Consider the following 20,061-nt stretch of genomic DNA (forward strand, 5'->3'; position numbering starts at 1 on the left):
CCGTCCTCCAGCGCCGATCCTCGGTCGCCTCCCCGCTCACCCCGCCTTCCGCTCCTCCTCGGCCCCCGCCGCATATTTCAGCCACACGGCCTTCCCCCCCATCTCGGCGACGAAGGCCGCATGCGCCGCCTCCTCGTCCGCCGTGATGGCCGGGGGCAGGGGGACGGTCCGGCGCAGCGGGGCCGCAGCGGCGGCGGGGCCGGCCGAGGCGGCCGCGCGGGGCCCGAGCCCGAAGCTCGTCTGCCGGCCGCCGAGCAGCTCGGCGTAGACCTCCGCCAAGAGCTCCACGTCGATCATGGCGCCGTGCTTCACGCGCTTCGACGTGTCGATCTTGTAGCGGGCGCAGAGCGCGTCGAGCGAGTTCGGCGCGCCGGGGTGGCGGCGGCGCGCCATCGCCAGCGTGTCGATCACGTCGTCCATCGGGAAGGGCGGCCTCTTCAGCAGCCCCAGCTCGTGGTTGATGAAGCGCATGTCGAATTCGGCGTTGTGGATCACGAGCTTGGCGCCCCGCACGAAGTCGAGGAAGCCGTCGACTTGAGCCGCGAAGACCGGGTGGCCGGCCAGGAACTCGGCCGACAGGCCGTGCACCTTGAAGGCGCCCTCCGGCATGTCGCGCTCGGGGTTGATGAAGACGTGGTAGGTGCGGCCCGTCGGGATGTAGTTGACGAGCTCCAGGCCCGCGATCTCGCAGAGCCGGTCGCCCGTCTTGGGGTCGAGGCCGGTGGTCTCGGTGTCGAGGACGATCTCGCGCATCAGTCTCCGCTCTTTCCCGTGAGGACCGCGATCACGGCCGCGACGGTGGATCGCGCCGCTTCCAGCCCCGCGCCCGTGTCGATCACGAAGCGCGCGCGGGCGCGCTTCTCGGCGTCCGGCACCTGCTGGCGCAGGATAGCATCGAGGCGGGCCTCCGTCATGCCGGACCGGGCGAGCACGCGCGCGCGCTGCACGGCCTCGGGCGCGCTCACCACGGCGACGGCGTCGACCTCCGCCTCGGCGCCGATCTCGTAGAGCAGGGGGATGTCGAGCACCGCCAGCGGCGCGCCCGCGGCCTCGGCCAGGAAGGCGGCGCGCTCGGCCCGCACCAGCGGATGCACGATGGCTTCGAGCCGCCGAAGCACCGAGGGGTCGTCGAGCACGCGCTGGCGCAGCAGCTCGCGGTCGACAGTGCCGTCGCGCGCGACGCCGGGGAAGGCCGCCTCGACCGGCTCCACCGCGGCGCCGCGGTAGAGCGCGTGGACGGCGGCGTCGGCGTCGAAGACCGGCACGCCGGCGTCGCGGAACATCGCCGCCGTGGTCGACTTGCCCATGCCGATCGAACCCGTCAGCCCCAGGATCACCACGATGCCGGCCCCCGCTTGCGTGAAGGCCGAGCATCGGCGCTAAAAGGGGTCGAGGCAACGCCGGCTCGGGCGGGCCGCGGGGAGATGGGCCATGAACGGAGCGGACCGCCTGTGCGACACGCTGCTCGCCAACGGCGTCGACGTGTGCTTCGCCAACCCCGGCACGTCGGAGATGCATTTCGTGGCGGCGCTCGACCGCCGCCCGCGGATGCGCTGCGTGCTGGGCCTGTTCGAGGGCGTGGTGACGGCCGCGGCCGACGGCTACGCCCGCATGGCCGGGACGCCCGCCGCGACGCTGCTCCACACGGGGCCGGGCCTCGCCAACGGCCTCGCCAACCTCCACAACGCGCGCCGCGCCCGCACCCCCATGGTCAACGTCGTGGGCGACCACGCCGGCTACCACCTGCCCTATGACGCTCCGCTGACGAGCGACATCGACTCGCTCGCCCGGCCCATGTCGCACTGGCTGCGCCGCTGCACGGGCCCGGACGACGTCGGCCCCGCCGCCGCGGCGGCGATCGTCGCGGCGCGCAGCCACCCCGGCGTCGCCACGCTGGTGCTGCCCGCCGACGCGGCTTGGGGCGATGCCGGCGGTCCCGCTGACATCGCGCCGGCGCAGATCCCGGCGCCGCGCGCCGTGCCGGAGGAGCGGGTCGCCGCCGCCGCCGAGGCGATCCGCCGGGCGGGGCCCCGCGCCGGCCTCCTGCTGCGCCACGAGGGCCTGCGCGCGGATGGGCTGGAGGTGGCGGGGCGCATCGCCGCCGCGACCGGGGCGCGGCTCTTCGCGCCCGTGCAGATCCCGCGCGTCGAGGCCGGGCTCGGCCGCGTGCCCGTCACCAAGATCCCCTACGCGATCGACCTCGCGCTGAAGTGCCTCGCCGAGGTCGACGTGCTCGTGCTCGTCGGCGCGCCCGAGCCGGTGGCCTTCTTCGCCTATCCGGGTAAGCCGAGCCGCCTGCTGCCCGAGGGCGCGCCGGCGCTGCTCCTGGCGGAGCCGGGCGAGGACATCACCGGCGCGCTCGCCGCCCTGGCCGACCGGCTCGGGGCCAAGGCGCCGCCGGAGGTCGCGCGGCCCGCGCCGCTCGAGGGCGCGCCGTCCGGCGACCTCACCGACGCGGCGCTGTCGCGCTCGATCGCCATGCTGATGCCGGAGGGCGCCATCGTGGTCGACGAGGGGCTGACCACGGCCCGCTCGGCCTTCGACCTCCTCAAGGGCGCGCCGCCGCACGACTACCTGATGCTGACGGGCGGCGCGATCGGCATGGGGCCGGGCGCCGCGGCCGGCGCCGCGCTGGGCGCGCCGGGGCGCAAGGTGGTGGCGCTGCAGGCGGACGGCTCCGGCCTCTACACCGTGCAGGGCCTGTGGACGCAGGCGCGCGAGAAGCTCGACGTGGTGACGATCGTCTTCTCCAACCGCGCCTACGCGATCCTGCAGCGCGAGATGCGCAACGTCGGCGTGACCGAGTTCGGCGAGAACGCAAAGCGCATGATGCAGATCGACGATCCCGCGGTCGATTGGGTGTCGCTCGCCAACGGCTTCGGCGTCGAGGGCGCGGCGGTCGAGACCGCGGAAGGGTTCCACGCCGTGCTGGACTACGCGCTGAGCCGGGACAGGCAGGGGCCGTTCCTGATCGAGGCCGTGATGGCGTGAAAAGTGGTTTCGAAAGGCCTCGGCCTTTCGCGGGTTTCAGGGCAGAGCCCTGAAGGACATGCGTTTGGCGCTCCCTGCGCCGGTTTGTGGTCGGTCGAGTGATGGTCGGAAAAGTGGAAGCCTACGCGGCGCTGGGCGCCGCGCTGAAGAACGAGCGCTGGGCCTGGTCGGGCCACGGCGAGGACGGGACCACGGTGGTGGTCACGCTCTGGGCCGACAAGCTGCGCGACGTGCCGGGCGGCGGCCACCGCTACGACCTGTTCGACGCGCCCGACCTCGACGCCTGGCGCACCAAGCGCGGCAACCGCGAGCGCATCCGCGACCTCGTGATGGCGCGCGACCACGCGGACGGGCTGTTCAAGGTCGTGGTCGGCCGGGCCAACGAGGAGGGCGACGCCATGCTGGAGGGGTCGGTCTACGAGGCCTCCGACATCGTCATGCGGCTGATCGACCTCGACGAGACCACGGGCGAGTTCAGCGCCGAGAGCGTGTGAGCGCGCCGCCCGATTGTCGGGCCGGGCTCCGGTCTCCTAGGATGGACTCCGCCGGAGCGAAGCCCGGCGAAGCGACATCCGGGAGGAATCATGCAGGCCATCTCGCGCGCGGCCGCCTGCGCCGCCGCCCTCGTCCTCGCGTCCGCGGCCTCGGCCGAGACCGCCGCCGTCCCGCCCGACTTTTCCGCCCTGGAGACGCAGCAGAACGCCGCCAACGGCGCGCCCGGCCCGCGCTCGGTGCCCCCGAAGACGATCCCCGTGCCGCACGACGTCGACGCCGCCACGGAGGCGCTGATCGCCGCGCCCTACCGCGTGCCGGCCTGGGATGCGAACCCGCCCGACGCAGCGGCGTGGAAGGCGTTGGTCGACAAGCTCGCGCAGGCGGCGCTGCCCGGCCTCGCGAAGGCGCGCGCGGCGCTCGGCGTGTCGATCGAGCCCACCACGGTCGGCGGCGTGAAGGCCTTCGTGCTGACGCCGCGGGAGATCCCCGAGGCCCACAAGGACCAGCTGATCTACAACATCCACGGCGGCGGCTACGTCTATGGCCCCGGCGAATCCGGCACCGCCGAGGCCATGCTGATGGCGGCCTACGGCGGCTACAAGGTCATCGCGGTCGACTACCGCATGCCGCCGGACTTCCCCTACCCGGCCGCCATGGACGACGCCGACGCGGCCTACAGGGCGATCATCGCGACCACCGACCCGAAGAAGGTGGCCGTGGTCGGCACGTCGACGGGCGGCGGCATGACGCTGGCCCTGATGCTGCGGCTGAAGGCCGAGGGCGTGGCGCTGCCCGGCGCCATCGCGCCCGGCACGCCCTGGTCCGACATGACCGAGACGGGCGACACCTACAAGACCAACGAGTGGGTCGACAACGTGCTGGTGAGCTACGACGGCTACCTCACCCACGCGGCCCAGCTCTACGCGAACGGCCACGACCTCAAAGACCCGCAGCTCTCGCCCATCTACGGCGACTTCCACGGCCTGCCGCCGACGATCCTGACCAGCGGCACGCGCGACCTGTTCCTGTCCAACACCGTGCGGACGCAGCAGAAGCTGCGCGAGGCGGGCGTCGTGCAGGAGCTGCAGGTCTACGAGGGGATCTCCCACGCGCAATACCTGTTCGACCCGACCTCGCAGCTCACGAAGGAGGTGTTCGGGGAATATGCGCGGTTCTTCGACGGGCATTTGGCGAGGTAGGGCGAGAGTGTCCCTTCTCCTGTGAACGGGAGAAGGTGGCCCGACGCAGTCGAGTCGGATGAGGGGAAGCGCGACGGTCCGAGGTCCCCTCATCCGTCGTCGCTTCGCGCCGACACCTTCTCCCGCGCCGCGGGAGAAGGAGAGTCCTCACCCGAACACGGTAGCCCCTGCATCCGCCCGACCCACGGCGGCCCGCAGGGGCGCGAAGAGCTCGCGCCCGCAGCCCCAGTGCGAGCCGTCGAGGTTCTGGGTGGCCGCCTCGCGCGCCTTCCACTCCTCGTGGGGCACGAGAACCTCCAGCCGTCCCGCGACCGCGTCGATGCGGACGACGTCGCCGTCGCGCACCTTGGCGATGTAGCCGCCCTCGGCCGCCTCCGGGGTCACGTGGATGGCGGCCGGCACCTTGCCGGAGGCGCCGGACAGGCGCCCGTCCGTCACGAGGGCCACGCGGTGGCCGCGGTCCTGCAGCACGCCGAGCGGCGGCATCAGCTTGTGGAGCTCCGGCATGCCGTTGGCCTTGGGGCCCTGGAAGCGCACCACGGCCACGAGGTCGCCCGTCAGCTCGCCCGCCTTGAAGGCGCGCTGCAGATCCTCCTGGCTGTGGAACACGCGCGCCGGCGCCTCGATGACGTGGCGCTCGGGCGCGACCGCCGAGGTCTTCAGCACGGCGCGGCCGAGGTCGCCGTCGAGCAGCTTCAGGCCGCCCGTGGCGTGGAACGGGTTCGCGGCCGGGCGCAGCACGGTCTCGTCGCCCGAGCGCTCCGGCCCGCCGCGCCACACGAGCTCGCCGTCCGCGCCGAGCGCCGGCTCGGCCGTGTAGCTGTCGAGCCCGCGGCCCATCACGGTCTCGACGTCGCGGTGGAGCAGGCCCTCGCCGAGCAGCTCGCGGATCACGAAGGCCATGCCGCCCGCGGCGTGGAAGTGGTTCACGTCCGCCTTGCCGTTCGGGTAGACGCGGCACAGCAGCGGCACCACGTCGGCGAGGTCGGAGAAGTCGTCCCAGGTGAGCTTGATGCCGCCCGCCGCCGCCATGGCGACGATGTGCAGCGTGTGGTTGGTCGAGCCGCCAGTCGCGTGCAGGCCGGCGATGCCGTTGACGAAGGCGCGCTCGTCCATCATGCGGCCCATCGGCGTGTATTCGTTGCCGAGCGCGGTGATCTGCATGGCGCGCTTGGCGGCCGCCGCCGTCAGCGCCTCGCGCATGGGCGTGTTGGGGTTGACGAAGGAGGCGCCGGGGAGGTGCATCCCCATGATCTCCATCATCATCTGGTTGGTATTGGCCGTGCCGTAGAACGTGCAGGTGCCCGGCCCGTGGTAGGACTCGGCCTCGGCTTCCAGCAGCGCCGCGCGGTCGACCTTCCCTTCCGCGAAGAGCTGGCGGATCTTGGCCTTCTGGTCGTTGGGCAGGCCGGAGGTCATCGGCCCGGCCGGGATGAAGACCGCGGGCAGGTGGCCGAACGTCAGGGCGCCGATGACGAGGCCCGGCACGATCTTGTCGCAGATGCCTAGGTAGACGGAGCTGTCGAAGGTCGCGTGCGACAGCGCTACCGCGGTCGCCATGGCGATCACCTCGCGCGAGAACAGCGACAGCTCCATGCCGGCCTCGCCCTGGGTGATGCCGTCGCACATGGCCGGCACGCCGCCCGCCACCTGCGCGACGCCGCCGGCCTCGCGGGCGATGCGGCGGATCACCTCCGGGTAGAGCTCGTAGGGCTGGTGGGCCGACAGCATGTCGTTGTAGGCCGTGACGATGGCGAGGTTGGCGCCGGCCCCGCTCCGCAGCATCGCCTTGTCGGACACGCCGCAGGCCGCGAAGCCGTGGGCCTGGTTGGCGCAGCCGAGCCGCTGGCGGCGCGGGCCGGCCTCGGCGGCCGCGGCGATGCGGTCGAGGTAGCGGGACCGGGTGTCGTGCGAGCGCTCGACGATGCGTTGCGTCACCTCGCCGAGGCGGGCGTTCAAGGCGCTGGTCGTCATGGAAATCCTCGTCGTCCGGCGGGCCCGCCGTGGCCGGCGCGTCCTGCGATCCCGGGATGTACCACGCCGGCGCATCCGGTCCAATCGCGCTTCACGGCCCCCGTGCAAGCGCTTGCCCGGCGGCCCGCGACGGAACGCCTCGCGAGATGGATCGTTGAGCGGGAGCTAAGGCGGGGCCGTCCCGCCCGACGAGGACCGCATCATGAGCGACGCCAAGGCCGCCGACGACAGATCCGCCGCCCCCGCCCAGTTCGACCCCGGCCGCGTGCCGCACGTCGCCTACAACCAGGTCCTCGAGGGCCAGCCCGCCATCGTCACCGGCGCCAATTCCGGCATCGGCGAGGCGGTGGCGCTGGGCCTCGCCCAGGCCGGCGCCGACGTCGCGGTGAACTACGTCACCCATCCCGAGACCGCCGAGGAGGTCGCCCACAAGATCGAGGGCTTCGGCCGGCGCGCCATCGTGGTCAAGGCCGACGTGTCCAAGGAGGACGAGGTCGAGGCCATGTACGCCAAGGCCATCGCCGAGTTCGGCACGCTGCACATCTCGGTCAGCAACGCCGGCCTGCAGCAGGACTCGCCGCTCGTGTCGATGACGCTGGCCCAGTGGGAGAAGGTGATCTCGGTCAACCTCACCGGCCAGTTCCTGTGCCAGCGGGCGGCGGCGCGCGAGTTCCTCCGGCGCGGCGTCGTCAAGGGCGTGTCGCTCGCGGCCGGCAAGATGATCTGCATGAGCTCCGTCCACCAGCAGATCGCCTGGGCGGGCCACGTCAACTACGCCTCGTCGAAGGGCGGCATCATGATGCTGATGCAGAGCATGGCGCAGGAGCTCGCGCCGCACTTCGTGCGCGTCAACGCCATCGGCCCCGGCGCCATCCGCACGCCCATCAACAAGCCGGCCTGGTCGACGCCGGAAGCCTACGCCGACCTGATGACGCTGGTGCCCTACAAGCGCATCGGCGAGCCCGACGACATCGCCCAGGCGGCCGTGTGGCTGGCGTCCGACGCCGCCGACTACGTGACGGGCACGACGATGTTCGTGGACGGCGGCATGACGCTCTACCCCGGCTTCGCCACCGGCGGCTGACGCCCCTCAGCTCCGCTCCACCGCGGCCGTCGCGGCGTCCAGCGCCGCCGCGACGGCGGCGCTCTGCTCGGCCGTCAGGGGCCCGCGGGCGTAGCGCATGCGCAGGGCGAGCTTCAGCCCCTCCTTGGCCCGCACGACGGACGGGTGCGGGCCATCGCCCTGGGCCGCCGCGGCCTCGCCCATCCGGCGCAGCAGGGCCTCCAGCGTCGCCCTGTTGGCCTCCAGCATGGCCCGGCCCTCGTCGGTGATGCCGTGCAGCTTCTTGGTGCCCTCGCCGGGCGTCACGACCGTGTGGCCGAGCTCCTCGAGCAGCGACAGCGTCGGGTAGACCACGCCCGGCGAGGGGCTGTAGGCGCCGCCGACCGCGTCCTCGACCGCCTTGATGATCTCGTAGCCGTGCCGCGGCTTCTCGGCGACGAGGTGGAGGATCACGAGCCGCAGGTCGCCGTGGGCGAAGAAGCGGCCGAGGTCCGAGCGCTCGCCGCGCCCGCGCCCGAAGAGGCCGCCGCGGCGCTCGTCGTCGGACCGGCCGCGCGACGGCCCGCCGTGATGCCGGCCGCGGCCGAAGTGGCCGTGTCCCTCGTCGCGCGAGCCGTGGTCGCGGTGGAAGCGGAGGTGGAAGGCGTGGAACGGGTGCATGGGTTCGATCCAGTTTCGATATGTCGAAATTACAGATATATCGAAATCGCGCTCCCTTCAAGCTCACCGACAGGCCCACGCCAGGGATCGCGCCGCGCGAGCGGCGGCGCGCATCCGCGCCGGCCGAGGGTCCAGGAGGTCCGACCCTCGGCGTCAGTCGGGGTCGGTCGTCGGCGGGGGCCGGAGGATCACGGAGCGAGCGCGCTCGAAGGGTTCGACCGACACGCTGAGCGAACCCCGGTAGGGGTTGTCGAGCTCCACGATCATGACGAGAACCAGGACGATCGCCGCGACGAAGCCGGCCAGCAGCCCGGCCTGGATGCGGGCGTCGCGCGCCGGGATCAGGGCCGCGAAGCCGACGAGCAGCAGGCCCATCGCGACGATCAGCGTCCAGACCAGGCCGGGGATGTGCCCACCCAGGGCTTCGATGCGGGTCGCGCGGGCGGCGTCGAGCTGGTTCAGCACGCGCAGCATGTCGCCCATCACCACGGTGTCGCCGTTGTCGGCCGGAGACAGCCGCGCGACGTGGCGGTGCAGGTCGGCGAGCGCGGCCGACCCTTCCGGCGGGGAGGTCCCTTCGGCCTGGAGCGGCCATTCCCGGAGGATCACCGTGTCGAGGTACTGCCTGATATGGTTCTCGACATCGGCCGCCAGAGGCGGAGCCAGCCCCTGGGCGTCGTGGTAGAGGGCCCCGATGAGGCTGGCCTCGACGCCCGCGTCGTCCGACGCCTTGCTCAGCCCTTCCCAGCTCACCACCGTCAGGAAAGCGAGCAACACGCCGTACAGCACCGCGATGTTGGTCACGCTGAAGTTCACGAGGTCGGTGTGGCCATCGAGCCGGCCGTTGCCGAGGCATCGGCGGACCAGGGCCTGGCAGGTCCAGGCGACGGCGAGGCCGACGGCCAGGAAGGCGAGAGTCAGCAGCCAGGGAGGGCTGCCGTAGACGAGATCGGCCATGGCGTGTCTCTCGGAGGGTCGTCAGGTGCCGCCCGCGCTCCGCGGCACGGTCAGGCGCAGGGCCGCGCCCATCAGGACGCGGAGGGCGAGCCGCAGCAGCGTCCGGCGGCAGGGGATCAGGACCGCGTAGGCGGCCGGCACGAGCGCGGCCTGGAGCACCGCGGATGCGCCCGAGCCGGCGCGGGCGAAGGCTGCCAGCGCGGCCGCGAGGGCGAACAGCGCCACCAGCGCGTCGAGCGCGGCGCGGATCGAGGCCAGCGCGTCGCGGGCCGCCGCCATGCGCCCGCCGAGCCGCGCCAGGGCCGCGACCCCGCCGCTGGCCGCCAGGGACTCCACCGTCGTGAAGCGCAGTGTGGCGCTGCCGTCGAGCCGGAAGTCGGCGCCCATGCCGCCCCCGGCCGGATCGGGGCAGGCCAGCGTCAGGCCCGTGCCGGACAGGCTTCCGGCCAGGAGGGCCAGAGCCGCCCGCGCTTCCGGAAATCGCAGGCGCCGGGCGCGCGCGAGGTCACCGAGCCACAGCCGGAGCCGGCGGAAGCGCCGGAGTCCCGCCCCCGCCCCGGTCGGAGCCGCCAGGAAAAAAAAATCCGGCCAAATCCTTGGCCGTCTGCACCAGGAAGCCCCAGCGCGCGAGGGCGATGTCAACCCCTCGATAATGCAGGTCGTGCACGGGCGCGGCCTCGGGCCCGTCCCAGCCGTCGAGCACGCGTGTGGTCACCCCGCCGTCGAGCCGCACCATGGTCTGCATGACGATCACGTCCACCCCGGTCTCCCAGATGCGGCGCAGCGCGAGGATCGTGTCGCGGTCGAAGGCGGGCCAGGCGGTGCCGGATTCCTCGGCCCATTCGACGCTGGGCTCGTCGATGGTGACCTCCTTGAGGCCCATCCTCCGCAGGATGGCCTGGATGTCGCCGCAGGAGCCGGCGACCCGCGCCAGGATGGGCTCGTGCTCGCCCCGCATGCCGTTGGGGCGGGGCACGGCTGCCCGCGCGGTCTGGCACGCCTGCGCGGCGCGCCGGAGCGTGCCGAAGGTGCGCAGCCCGCCGGTGGCGACGTCCCAGTCGTCGAAGGCGGTGGTGCCTCCGTCCTCCCCGCGGAAGCCGGGCAGGCCCGCCACGGTCGATCCCGCGTCCCGCACCTCGCCGATCGCCCGGCCGAGGAAGTCCTTGTAGAGCTGGGCGATGCGGATCAGGGCTTGCCCGTCCGTGGGCATGCGCTCGGCCGCGATGCCGTCCGACACGATCGTGTCGATCTCCAGGGTGAGCAGTTTTCCGGCGATGTCGCCGAAATCCGTCACGGCCCGCTACCGGCGCATCGTCGCCAGCGCGCTGGCCAGCTTCTGAAGCTCGGCGAGGTTGCGCAGCATGATGTCGTTGCTCTTCTCGACCTGGGTCTTGTGGAAGCCCTGCAGGTCGCCGCCCGTCGCCGCGAAGCCGGTCGAGAACACGTTGACGATGTGCCCGTCGAGCAGGTTCACCTCGGTGCTGGCCGCCTCGACGGAGGTGCCGGGCCGGGTGGCGACGACCGTGTCCCCGCCGGTGCCGCTCACCGACACGTCGCCCACGACGGTCACGACCTTCAGCGTCACGAGCTGGCCGAAGGCGTTTTCCAGCGATCGGAGGAAGTCGCGCGCCGAGACGGCGGCGGGCGCCCCGGGGGGAACGGAGTCCGGCGAAGGGGACGGGCCGTTCCCCGGCAGCGCGACGACCTGGGGAGCGGGACCGTCGTTCGTCGATGCCATCGCGCTCATCCCCCGATTGATTCGTTTCGATCCCTCATCGATAGTCTAAGGCCGTCGCGCCGGCCGATGTCAACGCTCGGTGGCAGGTCCCGGCGACGGCGGGGCCCGGCGTTCACGGGGAGGTCCAACTTGCTGCCCATCGACGGCCACACGATCCGCGCGATCGCCCAGAGGTACAGCGGCCAGCGTGCCGCCACGCAGGAGGCGACGGTCGCCGTCATCGGCCCCGTCCTGGCCGAGACCCTGGCGTCCTACGCGATCGACCGCCCGCTGCGGATCGCGCATTTCCTCGCGCAGATGTGCACCGAGTGCCAGGACTTCACCGCCATGGAGGAGCAGGGGACGGAGGCCTACTTCGAGCGCTACAACGGCCGCATGGGCAACCTGCCGCCGGGCGACGGCTACCGCTTCCGCGGCCGCGGCCTGATTCAGCTGACCGGGCGGCAGAACTACACCCTGTACGGCACGCTGCTGTCCTACGACCTCGTCGAAGTGCCCGACAAGGCGGCCGAGCCGGCGACCGCGCTGGCGATCGCCTGCACGTTCTGGAAGAAGCTCGACCTCAACGCCGCCGCGGACGCCGACGACGTGATCCTCGTGACCAAGCGGATCAACGGCGGGCTGAACGGCATCGAGCAGCGCCGGGCCTACCTCGCCAAGGCCAAGGCGGTGCTGGCGCGGATGACGGCCGAGGCTTCGGCCGGGACCGACCCGCAGCCGCCCGGCAGCCCCATCCTCCACAGGGGGACGGACGTCACGCAGGTCGTCGAACTCCAGCGGCTGCTCGTCGGCGCCGGCTATCCGATGACGGTGGACGGCCAGTTCGGCCCCGGCACCGAGGTCGCCGTGAAGGCCTTTCAACTCACCCAGGGTCTGACCCCCGACGGCATCGTCGGCCCGTCCACCTGGGACGCGCTTCGCCGCCTCGTCCCGGCGCCGGAGCCGGACTGACCCCTCCGGGGCCGAAGCCGCGCTGTTGCCGCTGCGGTGCCCTTGCCGCATGATGCGCCATCCTGCGACGTTCCGGAGCATCGGCTTGGCGTTCCCCCTGACCCTCATGCCCCGTCCCATGCCGCCCAAGGTCGTCGAGGCCCTGGAGACGGGGGTGAACCTCGTGAAGCTGTGGGAGGCCGCCGACCCCGAGGCCGAGCTGTCGCGCGTGGCCGGCGACGTCGGCGCCCTCGCGGTCGGCGGCCACGTCAGGGTCGATGGCCCCTACATGGAGCGGTTCCCGCGCCTGCAGCTCGTGTCGAGCTTCGGGGTGGGCTACGACGCGATCGACGCCGCCTGGGCGGGCGGACGCGGGCTCGTCGTCACCAACACGCCGGGCGTGCTCGACGACGAGGTGGCCGACACGGCGATGGGCCTCGTGCTCGCCACCGTGCGCCAGTTCCCCGCCGCCGAGCGCCACCTGCGCGCCGGCCGCTGGATCGACGGCGCCTTCCCGCTGAGCCACACGCTGCGCGGCCGCACGCTGGGCATCCTCGGCCTCGGGCGCATCGGCAAGGCCGTCGCGCACCGGGCCGAAGCCTTCGGCCTCGCGATCGCCTATCACGGCCGCCGGCCGCAGGAGGGCGTCGGCTATCGCTACTGCTCTTCCGCCGTCGCGCTGGCCGAGGCCTGCGACATCCTGGTCGTGATCACGCCCGGCGGCGCCGACACGCGGCACCTCGTCGACGCGGCCGTGCTGAAGGCCCTCGGCCCCTCCGGCATCCTGATCAACGTGGCGCGGGGCTCCGTGGTGGACGAGGCGGCGCTGATCGCGGCGCTCCAGTCGAAGACGATCCTCGGCGCGGGGCTCGACGTCTTCTCCGAGGAGCCCGAGGTGCCCCAGGCCCTGCTCGACCTCGACCACGTCGTGCTGCTGCCGCACGTGGGCTCGGCGTCGCACCACACGCGCGACGCCATGGGGCAGCTCGTGGTCGACAACATCCTGTCCTGGCGCGACGGCCGGCCGCCCCTGACGCCCGTGGCCGAGACGCCGTGGCGTGGTAGCTACGGGGCGCCCTCCGGCTCCCGATGACCGCGCTCCCGAAAGCCCCCGTCATGACCCCGATCCGTTCCGCGCTCCTCACCGTCGCGGTCCTCCTGTCGTCCGCCCCGGCGCTGGTCGCCCCCGCGTCGGCCGCTCCCGCGGCGAGCGTGTGGACGCTGTCGCTCGCCGGCGGCGAAAAGCAGTGCCGCCTTACGTTGCGCCCCTCCGTCGGCGGCCGGGCCGCGCCCGTCGCCATGCCGCCCGGCTGCCACCGTGCCTTCCCGGCGCTGAGCCGCGTCGTGTCCTGGTCGCAGGCCGGCGACGGGCTGCACTTCGACGACGCGCACGGCGATCCGCTCCTGGCCTTCGACCCCGACGGCAAGGGTTTCCGCGCCACGAGCCCGCAGGGCGACGCCCTCGCCCTGACCTCCGCCGACGGCCGCGGCCGAGCGGCCCTCGAAGCCGCCGCCCCCGCGGCGGTCGAGGTCGCGCAGGCGAGCGCCAAGCCGGCGGCCGCCGCCAAGAAGCCGGCGGCCGGGCCGAAGCCCGCCGAGGTCGCGGGCCGCTACGCCGTCCTGCGCGACAAGACGCGCGACACGGGATGCATGGTGACGCTGGACGACAAGTCGGCGGGGCCGGGCAAGTCGCTCAAGGCCCGCCTCGCCCCGGCCTGCCGCGACCAGGGCATCGTGATCTTCGACCCCGTGGGATGGGAGGTGGTCGGCAACCGGCTGGTGCTGACGGCCCGCAAGGGGCACACGACGGAGCTCGAGACCCAGGAGGACGGCACCTGGATGAACGAGGTCAAGAAGGGCAAGACGCTGTCCCTGAAGCGGATCTGAGCCGCCGCGCTCCGACGCCGTATTTCGCGCGCTCGCGGCGGTTCGCGGTCCTCCCCGAGCCGCCCGGAAACGATCGATCATGAGGCGATGTGCGCGATCGGGCGGCACCGTTGCAGTATTCGGCGCCGATGCCGCGGTCATCGCCCTCATGACAGGGGGCGCCGGCCGCCCCCGCTGCCCTTGAGTTGCCCCGCTGGCCTGTGCATGGGCGGCCTTCCGCTCGGATTTCATTTGCAGGACATTTCGAAAAGTTCTTGGATGCGGCCCGACCGGGAGGGTTCGCCCTTCGAGGCCACCACGCACGGGCGGAAGGACGACGGATGACATTGCATCGCGTTTTGGGGCTGGGGGTCGCGACCCTGCTGCTCTGCGGAACCGCCGCTTCGGCGAAGACGCTGGTCTACTGCGCGGAAGGATCGCCGGAGAACTTCACCCCGGCCCTGAACACGACCGGCACCAGCTTCGACGCGGCGCGCCCGGCCCTCGACCGGCTGATCGAGTTCAAGCCCGGCACGACGGACATCCGCCCCGGCCTCGCCGAGTCCTGGGACATCGCCCCCGACGGCAAGACGATCACGTTCCACCTGCGCAAGGGCGTGAAGTTCGGGGCCACGAAGGGCTTCAAGCCGACGCGCGACTTCAACGCCGACGACGTGCTGTTCTCGTTCGGACGCCAGTACGACCCCGCCAACCCCTACAACAAGATCGGCGGCGGCAAGTACGACTACTACAACGACATGGACCTGCCGAAGCTTCTGACCAGCATCGAGAAGAAGGACGACTACACCGTCGTCTTCCACCTGTCGGAGCCCAACGTCACCATCCTGGCCGACATGGCCATGGACTTCGCCGCGATCCAGTCGAAGGAGTTCGCGGATGCCATGCTGAAGGCCGGCACGCCCGAGCAGTTCGACCAGGTGCCGGTCGGCACGGGCCCCTTCATCTTCTCGTCCTATCAGAAGGACGCCGTGATCCGCTTCAAGGCCAACCCGAACTACTGGAATGGCCGGCCGCCGATGGACGAGCTCGTCTTCGCCATCACGCCCGATCCCACGGCGCGCTATTCCAAGCTGAAGACGAACGAGTGCCAGATCATCCCCTATCCGCGTCCGGCCGACCTGCCCGAGATGCAGAAGGACCCTGAGCTGACCGTCCAGTCGCAGCCGGGGCTCAACATCGGCTATTACTCGTTCAACGCCACCAAGCCGCCCTTCGACAAGAAGGAGGTGCGCCAGGCCTTGTCCATGGCGATCGACCGCGGCGCCATCGTGAAGGACGTCTACCTCGGCGCCGGCCAGCAGGCGAAGAACCTGATTCCCCCGACCATGTGGGCCTACAACGACGCCGTGAAGGACTACCCCTTCGACCCCGCCAAGGCCAAGGAGATGCTCGCGGCCGCCGGCGTGAAGACCCCGCTCGACGTCGACCTCTGGTACATGCCGGTCCAGCGGCCCTACAACCCCGATTCCAAGCGCATCGGCGAGATGATGCAGGCGGACCTCGCCAAGGTCGGGGTGAACGCTCACCTCGTGTCCTACGAGTGGGGCGAGTACCGCAAGCGGCTCAGCGCCGGCGAGGACACCACGGCGCAGTACGGCTGGACGGGCGACAACGGCGATCCCGACAACTTCTTCTTCCTGCTCAGCTGCCCGGACGGCAAGCCGGCGCAGAACAACGCCACCAAGTGGTGCGACGCGACCTTCGACGCCGACCTCGTCAAGGCGCGGCAGATCGCCGACCAGGCCGAGCGCAAGAAGATCTACGACGAGATGCAGGTCATCCAGCACGACAACGCGCCCATGCTGACCCTGGCGCATTCGGTGGTGTTCATGCCCATGCGCAAGACCGTGACGGGCTACACCATGAGCCCGCTCGGCACGCATGAGTTCGACCACGTCGACGTGAAGTGACGGCCGGCGCCGGCCGGGCCGGTGCGCCGGCCGGCGCGCAGCGGGGCGATCGGGACAACAGAAGCCCGTCGCCGACCCTTTCGCGCCGCGGCTTCGGGCTGCGGCGCCCTTCTTAGCTTCGGCGTGGCCCTGCCTTCCCCATGATCCGCTTCTTCGCCAAACGCCTCCTCCTCACGATCCCCACCTTCATCGCGCTGATCTTCCTCGTCTTCGTGGCGATCCGGCTCGTGCCGGGCGACCCCGTCGAGGTCCGCGTCGGCGAGCACGGCATCGACCCCGCGCGGCTGGCCATGCTGCGCCACCAGCTCGGCCTCGACCTGCCGCTCTGGCGACAGTTCCTCGACTACCTGTGGCAGCTCGCCCACGGCGACTTCGGCCGCTCGCTGTCGACCTCGAACCCCGTGCTCGGCGAGTTCCTGACGCTGTTCCCGGCGACGCTGGAGCTGTCGGTCGCGGCCATGACCCTGGCGGTCGTCATCGGCATCCCGATCGGGGTGGTGGCGGCGGTGAAGCGCGGCAGCGTTTTCGACCAGGGCCTGATGGGCCTGTCGGTGGCGGGCTATTCCATGCCGATCTTCTGGTGGGGCCTCCTGCTCATCATGCTGGTGGCCGAGCGCTGGGGGCTCGCCCCGGTGTCGGGCCGGCTCGACTTCATCCGCTTCGACTACGACACGCCGACGGGCTTCATGCTGATCGACAGCCTGCTGTCCGGCGAGGACGGCGCCTTCCTCGACGCGCTCCACCACCTCATGCTGCCCGCCATCGTGCTCGGCACCGTGCCGCTGGCCGTGATCGCCCGCATGACGCGCTCCTCCATGCTGGAGGTGCTGAGCGAGGACTACGTCCGCACCGCCCGCGCCAAGGGGCTCTCGCCGTTCCGCGTGGTGGGGCTGCACGCGCTCCGCAACGCGCTGATCCCGGTCGTCACCGTGATCGGCCTGTCGATCGGCGTGCTGCTCGCCGGCGCGGTGCTGACCGAGACGATCTTCTCCTGGCCGGGCATCGGCAAGTGGCTCATCGACGCCATCTCGCGGCGCGACTACCCGTCGCTGCAGGGCGGCATCATCCTGATCTCGGCGCTGGTGATCCTGGTCAACCTCGCCGTCGACCTCGTCTACGGCATCATCAACCCGCGGATCCTCCATGGCCGCTGACACGCTGATCACGCTGGTCGAGGAGCCGAGCCTCCACGCCCCGCCGTCCGGCGCCGCCACCCTGTGGTACGCCTTCCGCGAGAACCGCGGGGCCGTGGTGGGGGCCGCGGTGGCGGTGTTCATCGCGCTCCTCGCGATCTTCGCGCCGCTGGTGGCCCCGCACTCGCCCTACGAGCAGTTCCGCGACTTCATCAAGGCGCCGCCGGTGTGGGACGGCGGCACGTGGCGCTTCCCGCTCGGCACCGACGGGGCGGGGCGCGACACTCTGTCCCGCCTCATCTACGGCGCGCGTGTGTCGCTGTTCATCGGCTTCAGCGTGATGGCCGTGTCCTTCGCCATCGGCGTGGCGCTGGGGCTCCTCGCGGCCTTCAACAACGTCGCCGACGTGCTGATCACCCGCCTGATGGACGTCATCATGGCGGTGCCTTCCCTCGTGCTCGCCATCCTGGCGGTGGCGATCCTGGGGCCCAACCTCGTCAACACCATCATCGCCATCACGATCGTCTACATGCCGCGCTACGTGCGGCTGGTGCGCGCTTCCGCGCTCGGCGAGCTCGACAAGGACTACGTGATGGCGGCCCGCGTCGCGGGCGTGAAGGGCCTGCGCCTCGCCTTCGTGACCGTGCTGCCGAACTGCCTCGCCCCCCTCATCGTGCAGGCGGCGCTCGGCGTGTCGGACGCCATCCTGGAAGCGGCGGCGCTGGGCTTCCTCGGCCTCGGCGCGCAGCCGCCGACGCCCGAATGGGGCTCGATGCTGGCCGACGCGCGCCAGTTCATCCGCTCCGACCCCTGGATCGTCACCCTGCCGGGCCTGGCCATCCTGGTCACGGTGGTGGCCATCAACCTCGCCGGCGACGGGCTCCGCGACGCCCTCGACCCCAAGATGAGGCGCTCCTGATGGCCCTTCTCGACATCCGGAACCTGCGCGTGCGCTTCGCCACGCGCGGCGGCGCCTTCACGGCGGTGGACGGCGTCGACCTGTCGGTGGACCCGCGCGAGATCGTCGCCGTGGTGGGCGAGTCGGGGTCGGGCAAGTCGGTCGCCATGCTGGCCGTGATGGGCCTGCTGCCCTGGACCGCCACGGTCGAGGCCGACCGCATGGAGTTCGACGGCACCGACCTGCGCGGCCTGTCCAGGAAGGCGCGGCGCAGGATCGTCGGGCGCGACATCGCCATGATCTTCCAGGAGCCGATGACCTCGCTGAACCCCTGCTTCACCGTGGGGTTCCAGATCCGCGAGATGCTGCGCGCCCACACGAGGTTCGACCGCGCCGCGCGCCAGCGCCGCGCCGTCGAGCTCCTCGCCAAGGTCGGCATCCCCGAGCCCGAGCGGCGCCTGAAGAGCTACCCGCACCAGATGTCGGGCGGCATGAGCCAGCGCGTGATGATCGCCATGGCGATCTCCTGCGACCCGAAGCTGCTGATCGCCGACGAGCCCACCACTGCGCTCGACGTCACCATCCAGGCGCAGATCCTCGACCTCCTGAAGGGGCTCCAGCGCGACACCGGCATGGGCCTCGTGCTGATCACCCACGACATGGGCGTCGTGGCCGAGGTGGCGGACCGCGTGCTGGTGCAATACGCCGGCCGGCCGATCGAGACCAACACGGCGGCGGCCCTCTTCGCCGACCGCCACCACCCCTACACCGAGGCGCTGCTCGCGGCGCTGCCGGAGCGCTCGACCGCCCGGCGCCTGCCCGCCATCCCGGGCGTCGTGCCGGGCCAGTTCGACCGGCCGCCCGCCTGCGTGTTCGAGCCGCGCTGCGCCTTCGCGTTCCGCCAATGCCGCGAGGCCCCGCCGACGCCGGCCGGTCCCGAACTCGGCCGCGCGCTGTGCCACATCCCGCTCGTCGGCGGCGTGCCGACGCCGGTGCGCGACGAGGCCTACCGCGTCCGCGACGGAGTGCCCGCATGAGCGCCCTCCCGAAGGCGGAGGCCGCCGTCCCGGTGCTCGACGCGCGCGACCTCCGCCGCACCTACGAGGTGCGCCGCGGCTTCTTCGGCCGGCCCGCCACCGTGAAGGCGCTGTCGGGCGTGTCGTTCCAGCTCGCGGCCGGCGAAACGCTGGCCGTGGTGGGCGAGTCGGGCTCCGGCAAGTCGACGCTGAGCCGGCTCGTGACGCTGATCGAGCCGCCGACCGCGGGCTCGCTGCTGATCGAGGGCCGCGACGTGTCGGGCGCCGATGCCGCGGAGCGCCGCCGGCTCCGCCGCGACGTGCAGATGGTGTTCCAGAACCCCTACGGCTCGCTGAACCCGCGCCAGACCATAGCGGCGACGCTGGCCGAGCCCCTGGTGGTCAACACCGACACGCCCAAGGCCGAGCGCCGCGAGGCCGTGCGCGCCGCCATGGCGCGCGTGGGCCTGCGGCCGGAGTTCGCGGCCCGCTACCCGCACATGTTCTCGGGCGGCCAGCGCCAGCGCATCGCCATCGCGCGCGCGCTGATGCTGCGGCCGAAGATCCTGGTGCTCGACGAGCCCGTGGCGGCGCTCGACGTGTCGATCCGCGCGCAGGTGCTGAACCTGCTCGCCGACCTGCAGGACGAGTTTGGGCTCGCCTACCTGTTCGTCAGCCACGACCTCGGCGTGGTGGAGCACATCGCCGACCGCGTGATGGTGATCTACCTCGGCCACGCGGTGGAGATCGGCACGCGCGAGGCGATCTTCGGCGCGCCCCAGCACCCGTACACGCGGGCGCTCCTGTCCGCGACGCCCTCGGCCGACCCGGCCAAGCGCCGCGAGCGCGTGGTGCTGCGCGGCGAGCCGCCCTCGCCGATCGACCCCCCGAGGGGCTGCGTGTTCCACCCCCGCTGCCCGCTGGCCTTCGACCGCTGCCGCGTCGAGGAGCCGCCGCTGGAGAGGAAGAAGGGCCGGGACGTGGCCTGCTGGGCGGTGGAAGGCTAGAAGGCCCGGGCGCGGCACCAGCGCGCTTGCGACGCGTGTCGGGCGATGGGATCATCGGTCTCCGTGGCGGTCGTCGGCGGGTCGTCCTGGTGGATCGGCCGATCGATGTCAGCTCCCCCGTCCGGAGGCGCGTGGATCGAGGTTGGCCCTGCGCTCGACGTCGGGAGCGTCCGGCCGTCGTGCGATCGGCAAAGACAAGGGCT

20 protein-coding genes are annotated in these 20,061 nt (G+C 72.0%); 12 read left to right on the forward strand and 8 right to left on the reverse strand.

Features of this window, described 5'->3' with window-relative positions; translation table 11 throughout:
* Nucleotides 1–36: 36 nt before the first annotated feature.
* Both dnaQ and coaE read right to left on the reverse strand, forming a co-directional pair.
* On the reverse strand, nt 37–753 hold the full coding sequence (gene dnaQ, locus L7N97_RS18670) for a DNA polymerase III subunit epsilon (RefSeq protein ID WP_237479796.1): 717 nt from the start codon (nt 751–753) through the stop codon (nt 37–39).
* Entirely contained in the window at nt 753–1,340 is a 588-nt protein-coding gene (coaE, locus tag L7N97_RS18675) for a dephospho-CoA kinase (RefSeq protein WP_237479797.1), read from the reverse strand. The genes dnaQ and coaE overlap by 1 nt, the downstream gene beginning before the upstream one ends.
* Before the next feature lie 91 nt (nt 1,341–1,431).
* Here coaE and L7N97_RS18680 point away from each other — a divergent pair, with 91 nt between their 5' ends.
* The 3 genes from L7N97_RS18680 to L7N97_RS18690 all read left to right on the forward strand — a co-directional run bounded on the left by L7N97_RS18680 (nt 1,432) and on the right by L7N97_RS18690 (nt 4,685).
* On the forward strand, nt 1,432–2,991 hold the full coding sequence (locus tag L7N97_RS18680; protein ID WP_237479798.1) for an acetolactate synthase large subunit: 1,560 nt from the start codon (nt 1,432–1,434) through the stop codon (nt 2,989–2,991).
* A 101-nt stretch (nt 2,992–3,092) separates the two neighbouring features.
* Entirely contained in the window at nt 3,093–3,485 is a 393-nt protein-coding gene (locus tag L7N97_RS18685) for a hypothetical protein (protein ID WP_237479799.1), read from the forward strand.
* A 90-nt stretch (nt 3,486–3,575) separates the two neighbouring features.
* Nucleotides 3,576–4,685, forward strand: coding sequence for an alpha/beta fold hydrolase (locus L7N97_RS18690; protein WP_237479800.1), 1,110 nt, complete (start codon nt 3,576–3,578; stop codon nt 4,683–4,685).
* A 147-nt stretch (nt 4,686–4,832) separates the two neighbouring features.
* Here L7N97_RS18690 and edd read toward each other — a convergent pair whose 3' ends face one another.
* The gene (gene edd, locus L7N97_RS18695) at nt 4,833–6,659 is read right to left on the reverse strand and encodes a phosphogluconate dehydratase (protein ID WP_237479801.1); all 1,827 of its coding nucleotides are present in this window, start codon (nt 6,657–6,659) and stop codon (nt 4,833–4,835) included.
* 202 nt (nt 6,660–6,861) lie between these two features.
* Between edd and L7N97_RS18700 the strand changes: the two genes are divergently transcribed.
* Complete coding sequence (locus L7N97_RS18700; protein WP_237479802.1) at nt 6,862–7,743, forward strand: SDR family oxidoreductase; 882 nt, start codon at nt 6,862–6,864, stop codon at nt 7,741–7,743.
* Nucleotides 7,744–7,749: 6 nt separating this feature from the next.
* Here L7N97_RS18700 and L7N97_RS18705 read toward each other — a convergent pair whose 3' ends face one another.
* The 5 genes from L7N97_RS18705 to L7N97_RS18725 all read right to left on the reverse strand — a co-directional run bounded on the left by L7N97_RS18705 (nt 7,750) and on the right by L7N97_RS18725 (nt 11,077).
* Nucleotides 7,750–8,382, reverse strand: coding sequence for a PadR family transcriptional regulator (locus L7N97_RS18705; protein WP_237479803.1), 633 nt, complete (start codon nt 8,380–8,382; stop codon nt 7,750–7,752).
* A gap of 153 nt (nt 8,383–8,535) precedes the next feature.
* A complete protein-coding gene (locus L7N97_RS18710) occupies nt 8,536–9,339 on the reverse strand; it encodes a bestrophin-like domain (protein ID WP_237479804.1) in 804 nt (267 codons plus the stop codon).
* Nucleotides 9,340–9,360: 21 nt separating this feature from the next.
* Nucleotides 9,361–9,726: a hypothetical protein gene (locus tag L7N97_RS18715; RefSeq protein WP_237479805.1), complete on the reverse strand. Its 366-nt coding sequence runs from the start codon at nt 9,724–9,726 to the stop codon at nt 9,361–9,363.
* Between the two features lie 118 nt (nt 9,727–9,844).
* Complete coding sequence (locus L7N97_RS18720) at nt 9,845–10,633, reverse strand: hypothetical protein (RefSeq protein WP_237479806.1); 789 nt, start codon at nt 10,631–10,633, stop codon at nt 9,845–9,847.
* Between the two features lie 6 nt (nt 10,634–10,639).
* Complete coding sequence (locus tag L7N97_RS18725) at nt 10,640–11,077, reverse strand: hypothetical protein (protein WP_237479807.1); 438 nt, start codon at nt 11,075–11,077, stop codon at nt 10,640–10,642.
* Between the two features lie 129 nt (nt 11,078–11,206).
* Here L7N97_RS18725 and L7N97_RS30065 point away from each other — a divergent pair, with 129 nt between their 5' ends.
* The 8 genes from L7N97_RS30065 to L7N97_RS18765 all read left to right on the forward strand — a co-directional run bounded on the left by L7N97_RS30065 (nt 11,207) and on the right by L7N97_RS18765 (nt 19,858).
* A complete protein-coding gene (locus L7N97_RS30065) occupies nt 11,207–12,028 on the forward strand; it encodes a peptidoglycan-binding protein (RefSeq protein ID WP_305069259.1) in 822 nt (273 codons plus the stop codon).
* A gap of 106 nt (nt 12,029–12,134) precedes the next feature.
* Nucleotides 12,135–13,100, forward strand: coding sequence for a 2-hydroxyacid dehydrogenase (locus tag L7N97_RS18735; RefSeq protein WP_237482305.1), 966 nt, complete (start codon nt 12,135–12,137; stop codon nt 13,098–13,100).
* Nucleotides 13,101–13,123: 23 nt separating this feature from the next.
* A complete protein-coding gene (locus L7N97_RS18740; RefSeq protein ID WP_237479808.1) occupies nt 13,124–13,894 on the forward strand; it encodes an AprI/Inh family metalloprotease inhibitor in 771 nt (256 codons plus the stop codon).
* Between the two features lie 320 nt (nt 13,895–14,214).
* On the forward strand, nt 14,215–15,804 hold the full coding sequence (locus L7N97_RS18745; protein ID WP_237479809.1) for an ABC transporter substrate-binding protein: 1,590 nt from the start codon (nt 14,215–14,217) through the stop codon (nt 15,802–15,804).
* 140 nt (nt 15,805–15,944) lie between these two features.
* Nucleotides 15,945–16,958, forward strand: a complete 1,014-nt coding sequence (locus L7N97_RS18750; RefSeq protein WP_237479810.1) for an ABC transporter permease subunit — start codon at nt 15,945–15,947, stop codon at nt 16,956–16,958.
* Entirely contained in the window at nt 16,948–17,856 is a 909-nt protein-coding gene (locus L7N97_RS18755) for an ABC transporter permease subunit (RefSeq protein WP_428981006.1), read from the forward strand. Before L7N97_RS18750 ends, L7N97_RS18755 begins: the two co-directional genes overlap by 11 nt.
* The gene (locus L7N97_RS18760; RefSeq protein WP_237479811.1) at nt 17,856–18,872 is read left to right on the forward strand and encodes an ABC transporter ATP-binding protein; all 1,017 of its coding nucleotides are present in this window, start codon (nt 17,856–17,858) and stop codon (nt 18,870–18,872) included. Before L7N97_RS18755 ends, L7N97_RS18760 begins: the two co-directional genes overlap by 1 nt.
* The gene (locus tag L7N97_RS18765) at nt 18,869–19,858 is read left to right on the forward strand and encodes an ABC transporter ATP-binding protein (RefSeq protein ID WP_237479812.1); all 990 of its coding nucleotides are present in this window, start codon (nt 18,869–18,871) and stop codon (nt 19,856–19,858) included. The genes L7N97_RS18760 and L7N97_RS18765 overlap by 4 nt, the downstream gene beginning before the upstream one ends.
* Nucleotides 19,859–20,061 lie beyond the last annotated feature (203 nt).

The sequence above is a fragment of the Lichenibacterium dinghuense genome, assembly GCF_021730615.1.
Lineage (GTDB): Bacteria > Pseudomonadota > Alphaproteobacteria > Rhizobiales > Beijerinckiaceae > Lichenihabitans > Lichenihabitans dinghuensis.

Excerpts from the sequence above, each read along its gene's own strand:
- dnaQ (WP_237479796.1), bottom strand. The coding sequence starts at position 753 with ATGCGCGAGATCGTCCTCGACACCGAGACCACCGGCCTCGACCCCAAG.
- L7N97_RS18680 (WP_237479798.1), top strand. The coding sequence starts at position 1,432 with ATGAACGGAGCGGACCGCCTGTGCGACACGCTGCTCGCCAACGGCGTC.
- L7N97_RS18685 (WP_237479799.1), top strand. The coding sequence starts at position 3,093 with ATGGTCGGAAAAGTGGAAGCCTACGCGGCGCTGGGCGCCGCGCTGAAG.
- L7N97_RS18690 (WP_237479800.1), top strand. The coding sequence starts at position 3,576 with ATGCAGGCCATCTCGCGCGCGGCCGCCTGCGCCGCCGCCCTCGTCCTC.
- edd (WP_237479801.1), bottom strand. The coding sequence starts at position 6,659 with ATGACGACCAGCGCCTTGAACGCCCGCCTCGGCGAGGTGACGCAACGC.
- L7N97_RS18700 (WP_237479802.1), top strand. The coding sequence starts at position 6,862 with ATGAGCGACGCCAAGGCCGCCGACGACAGATCCGCCGCCCCCGCCCAG.
- L7N97_RS18705 (WP_237479803.1), bottom strand. The coding sequence starts at position 8,382 with ATGCACCCGTTCCACGCCTTCCACCTCCGCTTCCACCGCGACCACGGC.
- L7N97_RS18710 (WP_237479804.1), bottom strand. The coding sequence starts at position 9,339 with ATGGCCGATCTCGTCTACGGCAGCCCTCCCTGGCTGCTGACTCTCGCC.
- L7N97_RS18715 (WP_237479805.1), bottom strand. The coding sequence starts at position 9,726 with ATGGGCGCCGACTTCCGGCTCGACGGCAGCGCCACACTGCGCTTCACG.
- L7N97_RS18725 (WP_237479807.1), bottom strand. The coding sequence starts at position 11,077 with ATGGCATCGACGAACGACGGTCCCGCTCCCCAGGTCGTCGCGCTGCCG.
- L7N97_RS18735 (WP_237482305.1), top strand. The coding sequence starts at position 12,135 with ATGCCCCGTCCCATGCCGCCCAAGGTCGTCGAGGCCCTGGAGACGGGG.
- L7N97_RS18740 (WP_237479808.1), top strand. The coding sequence starts at position 13,124 with ATGACCCCGATCCGTTCCGCGCTCCTCACCGTCGCGGTCCTCCTGTCG.
- L7N97_RS18745 (WP_237479809.1), top strand. The coding sequence starts at position 14,215 with ATGACATTGCATCGCGTTTTGGGGCTGGGGGTCGCGACCCTGCTGCTC.
- L7N97_RS18750 (WP_237479810.1), top strand. The coding sequence starts at position 15,945 with ATGATCCGCTTCTTCGCCAAACGCCTCCTCCTCACGATCCCCACCTTC.
- L7N97_RS18755 (WP_428981006.1), top strand. The coding sequence starts at position 16,948 with ATGGCCGCTGACACGCTGATCACGCTGGTCGAGGAGCCGAGCCTCCAC.
- L7N97_RS18760 (WP_237479811.1), top strand. The coding sequence starts at position 17,856 with ATGGCCCTTCTCGACATCCGGAACCTGCGCGTGCGCTTCGCCACGCGC.
- L7N97_RS18765 (WP_237479812.1), top strand. The coding sequence starts at position 18,869 with ATGAGCGCCCTCCCGAAGGCGGAGGCCGCCGTCCCGGTGCTCGACGCG.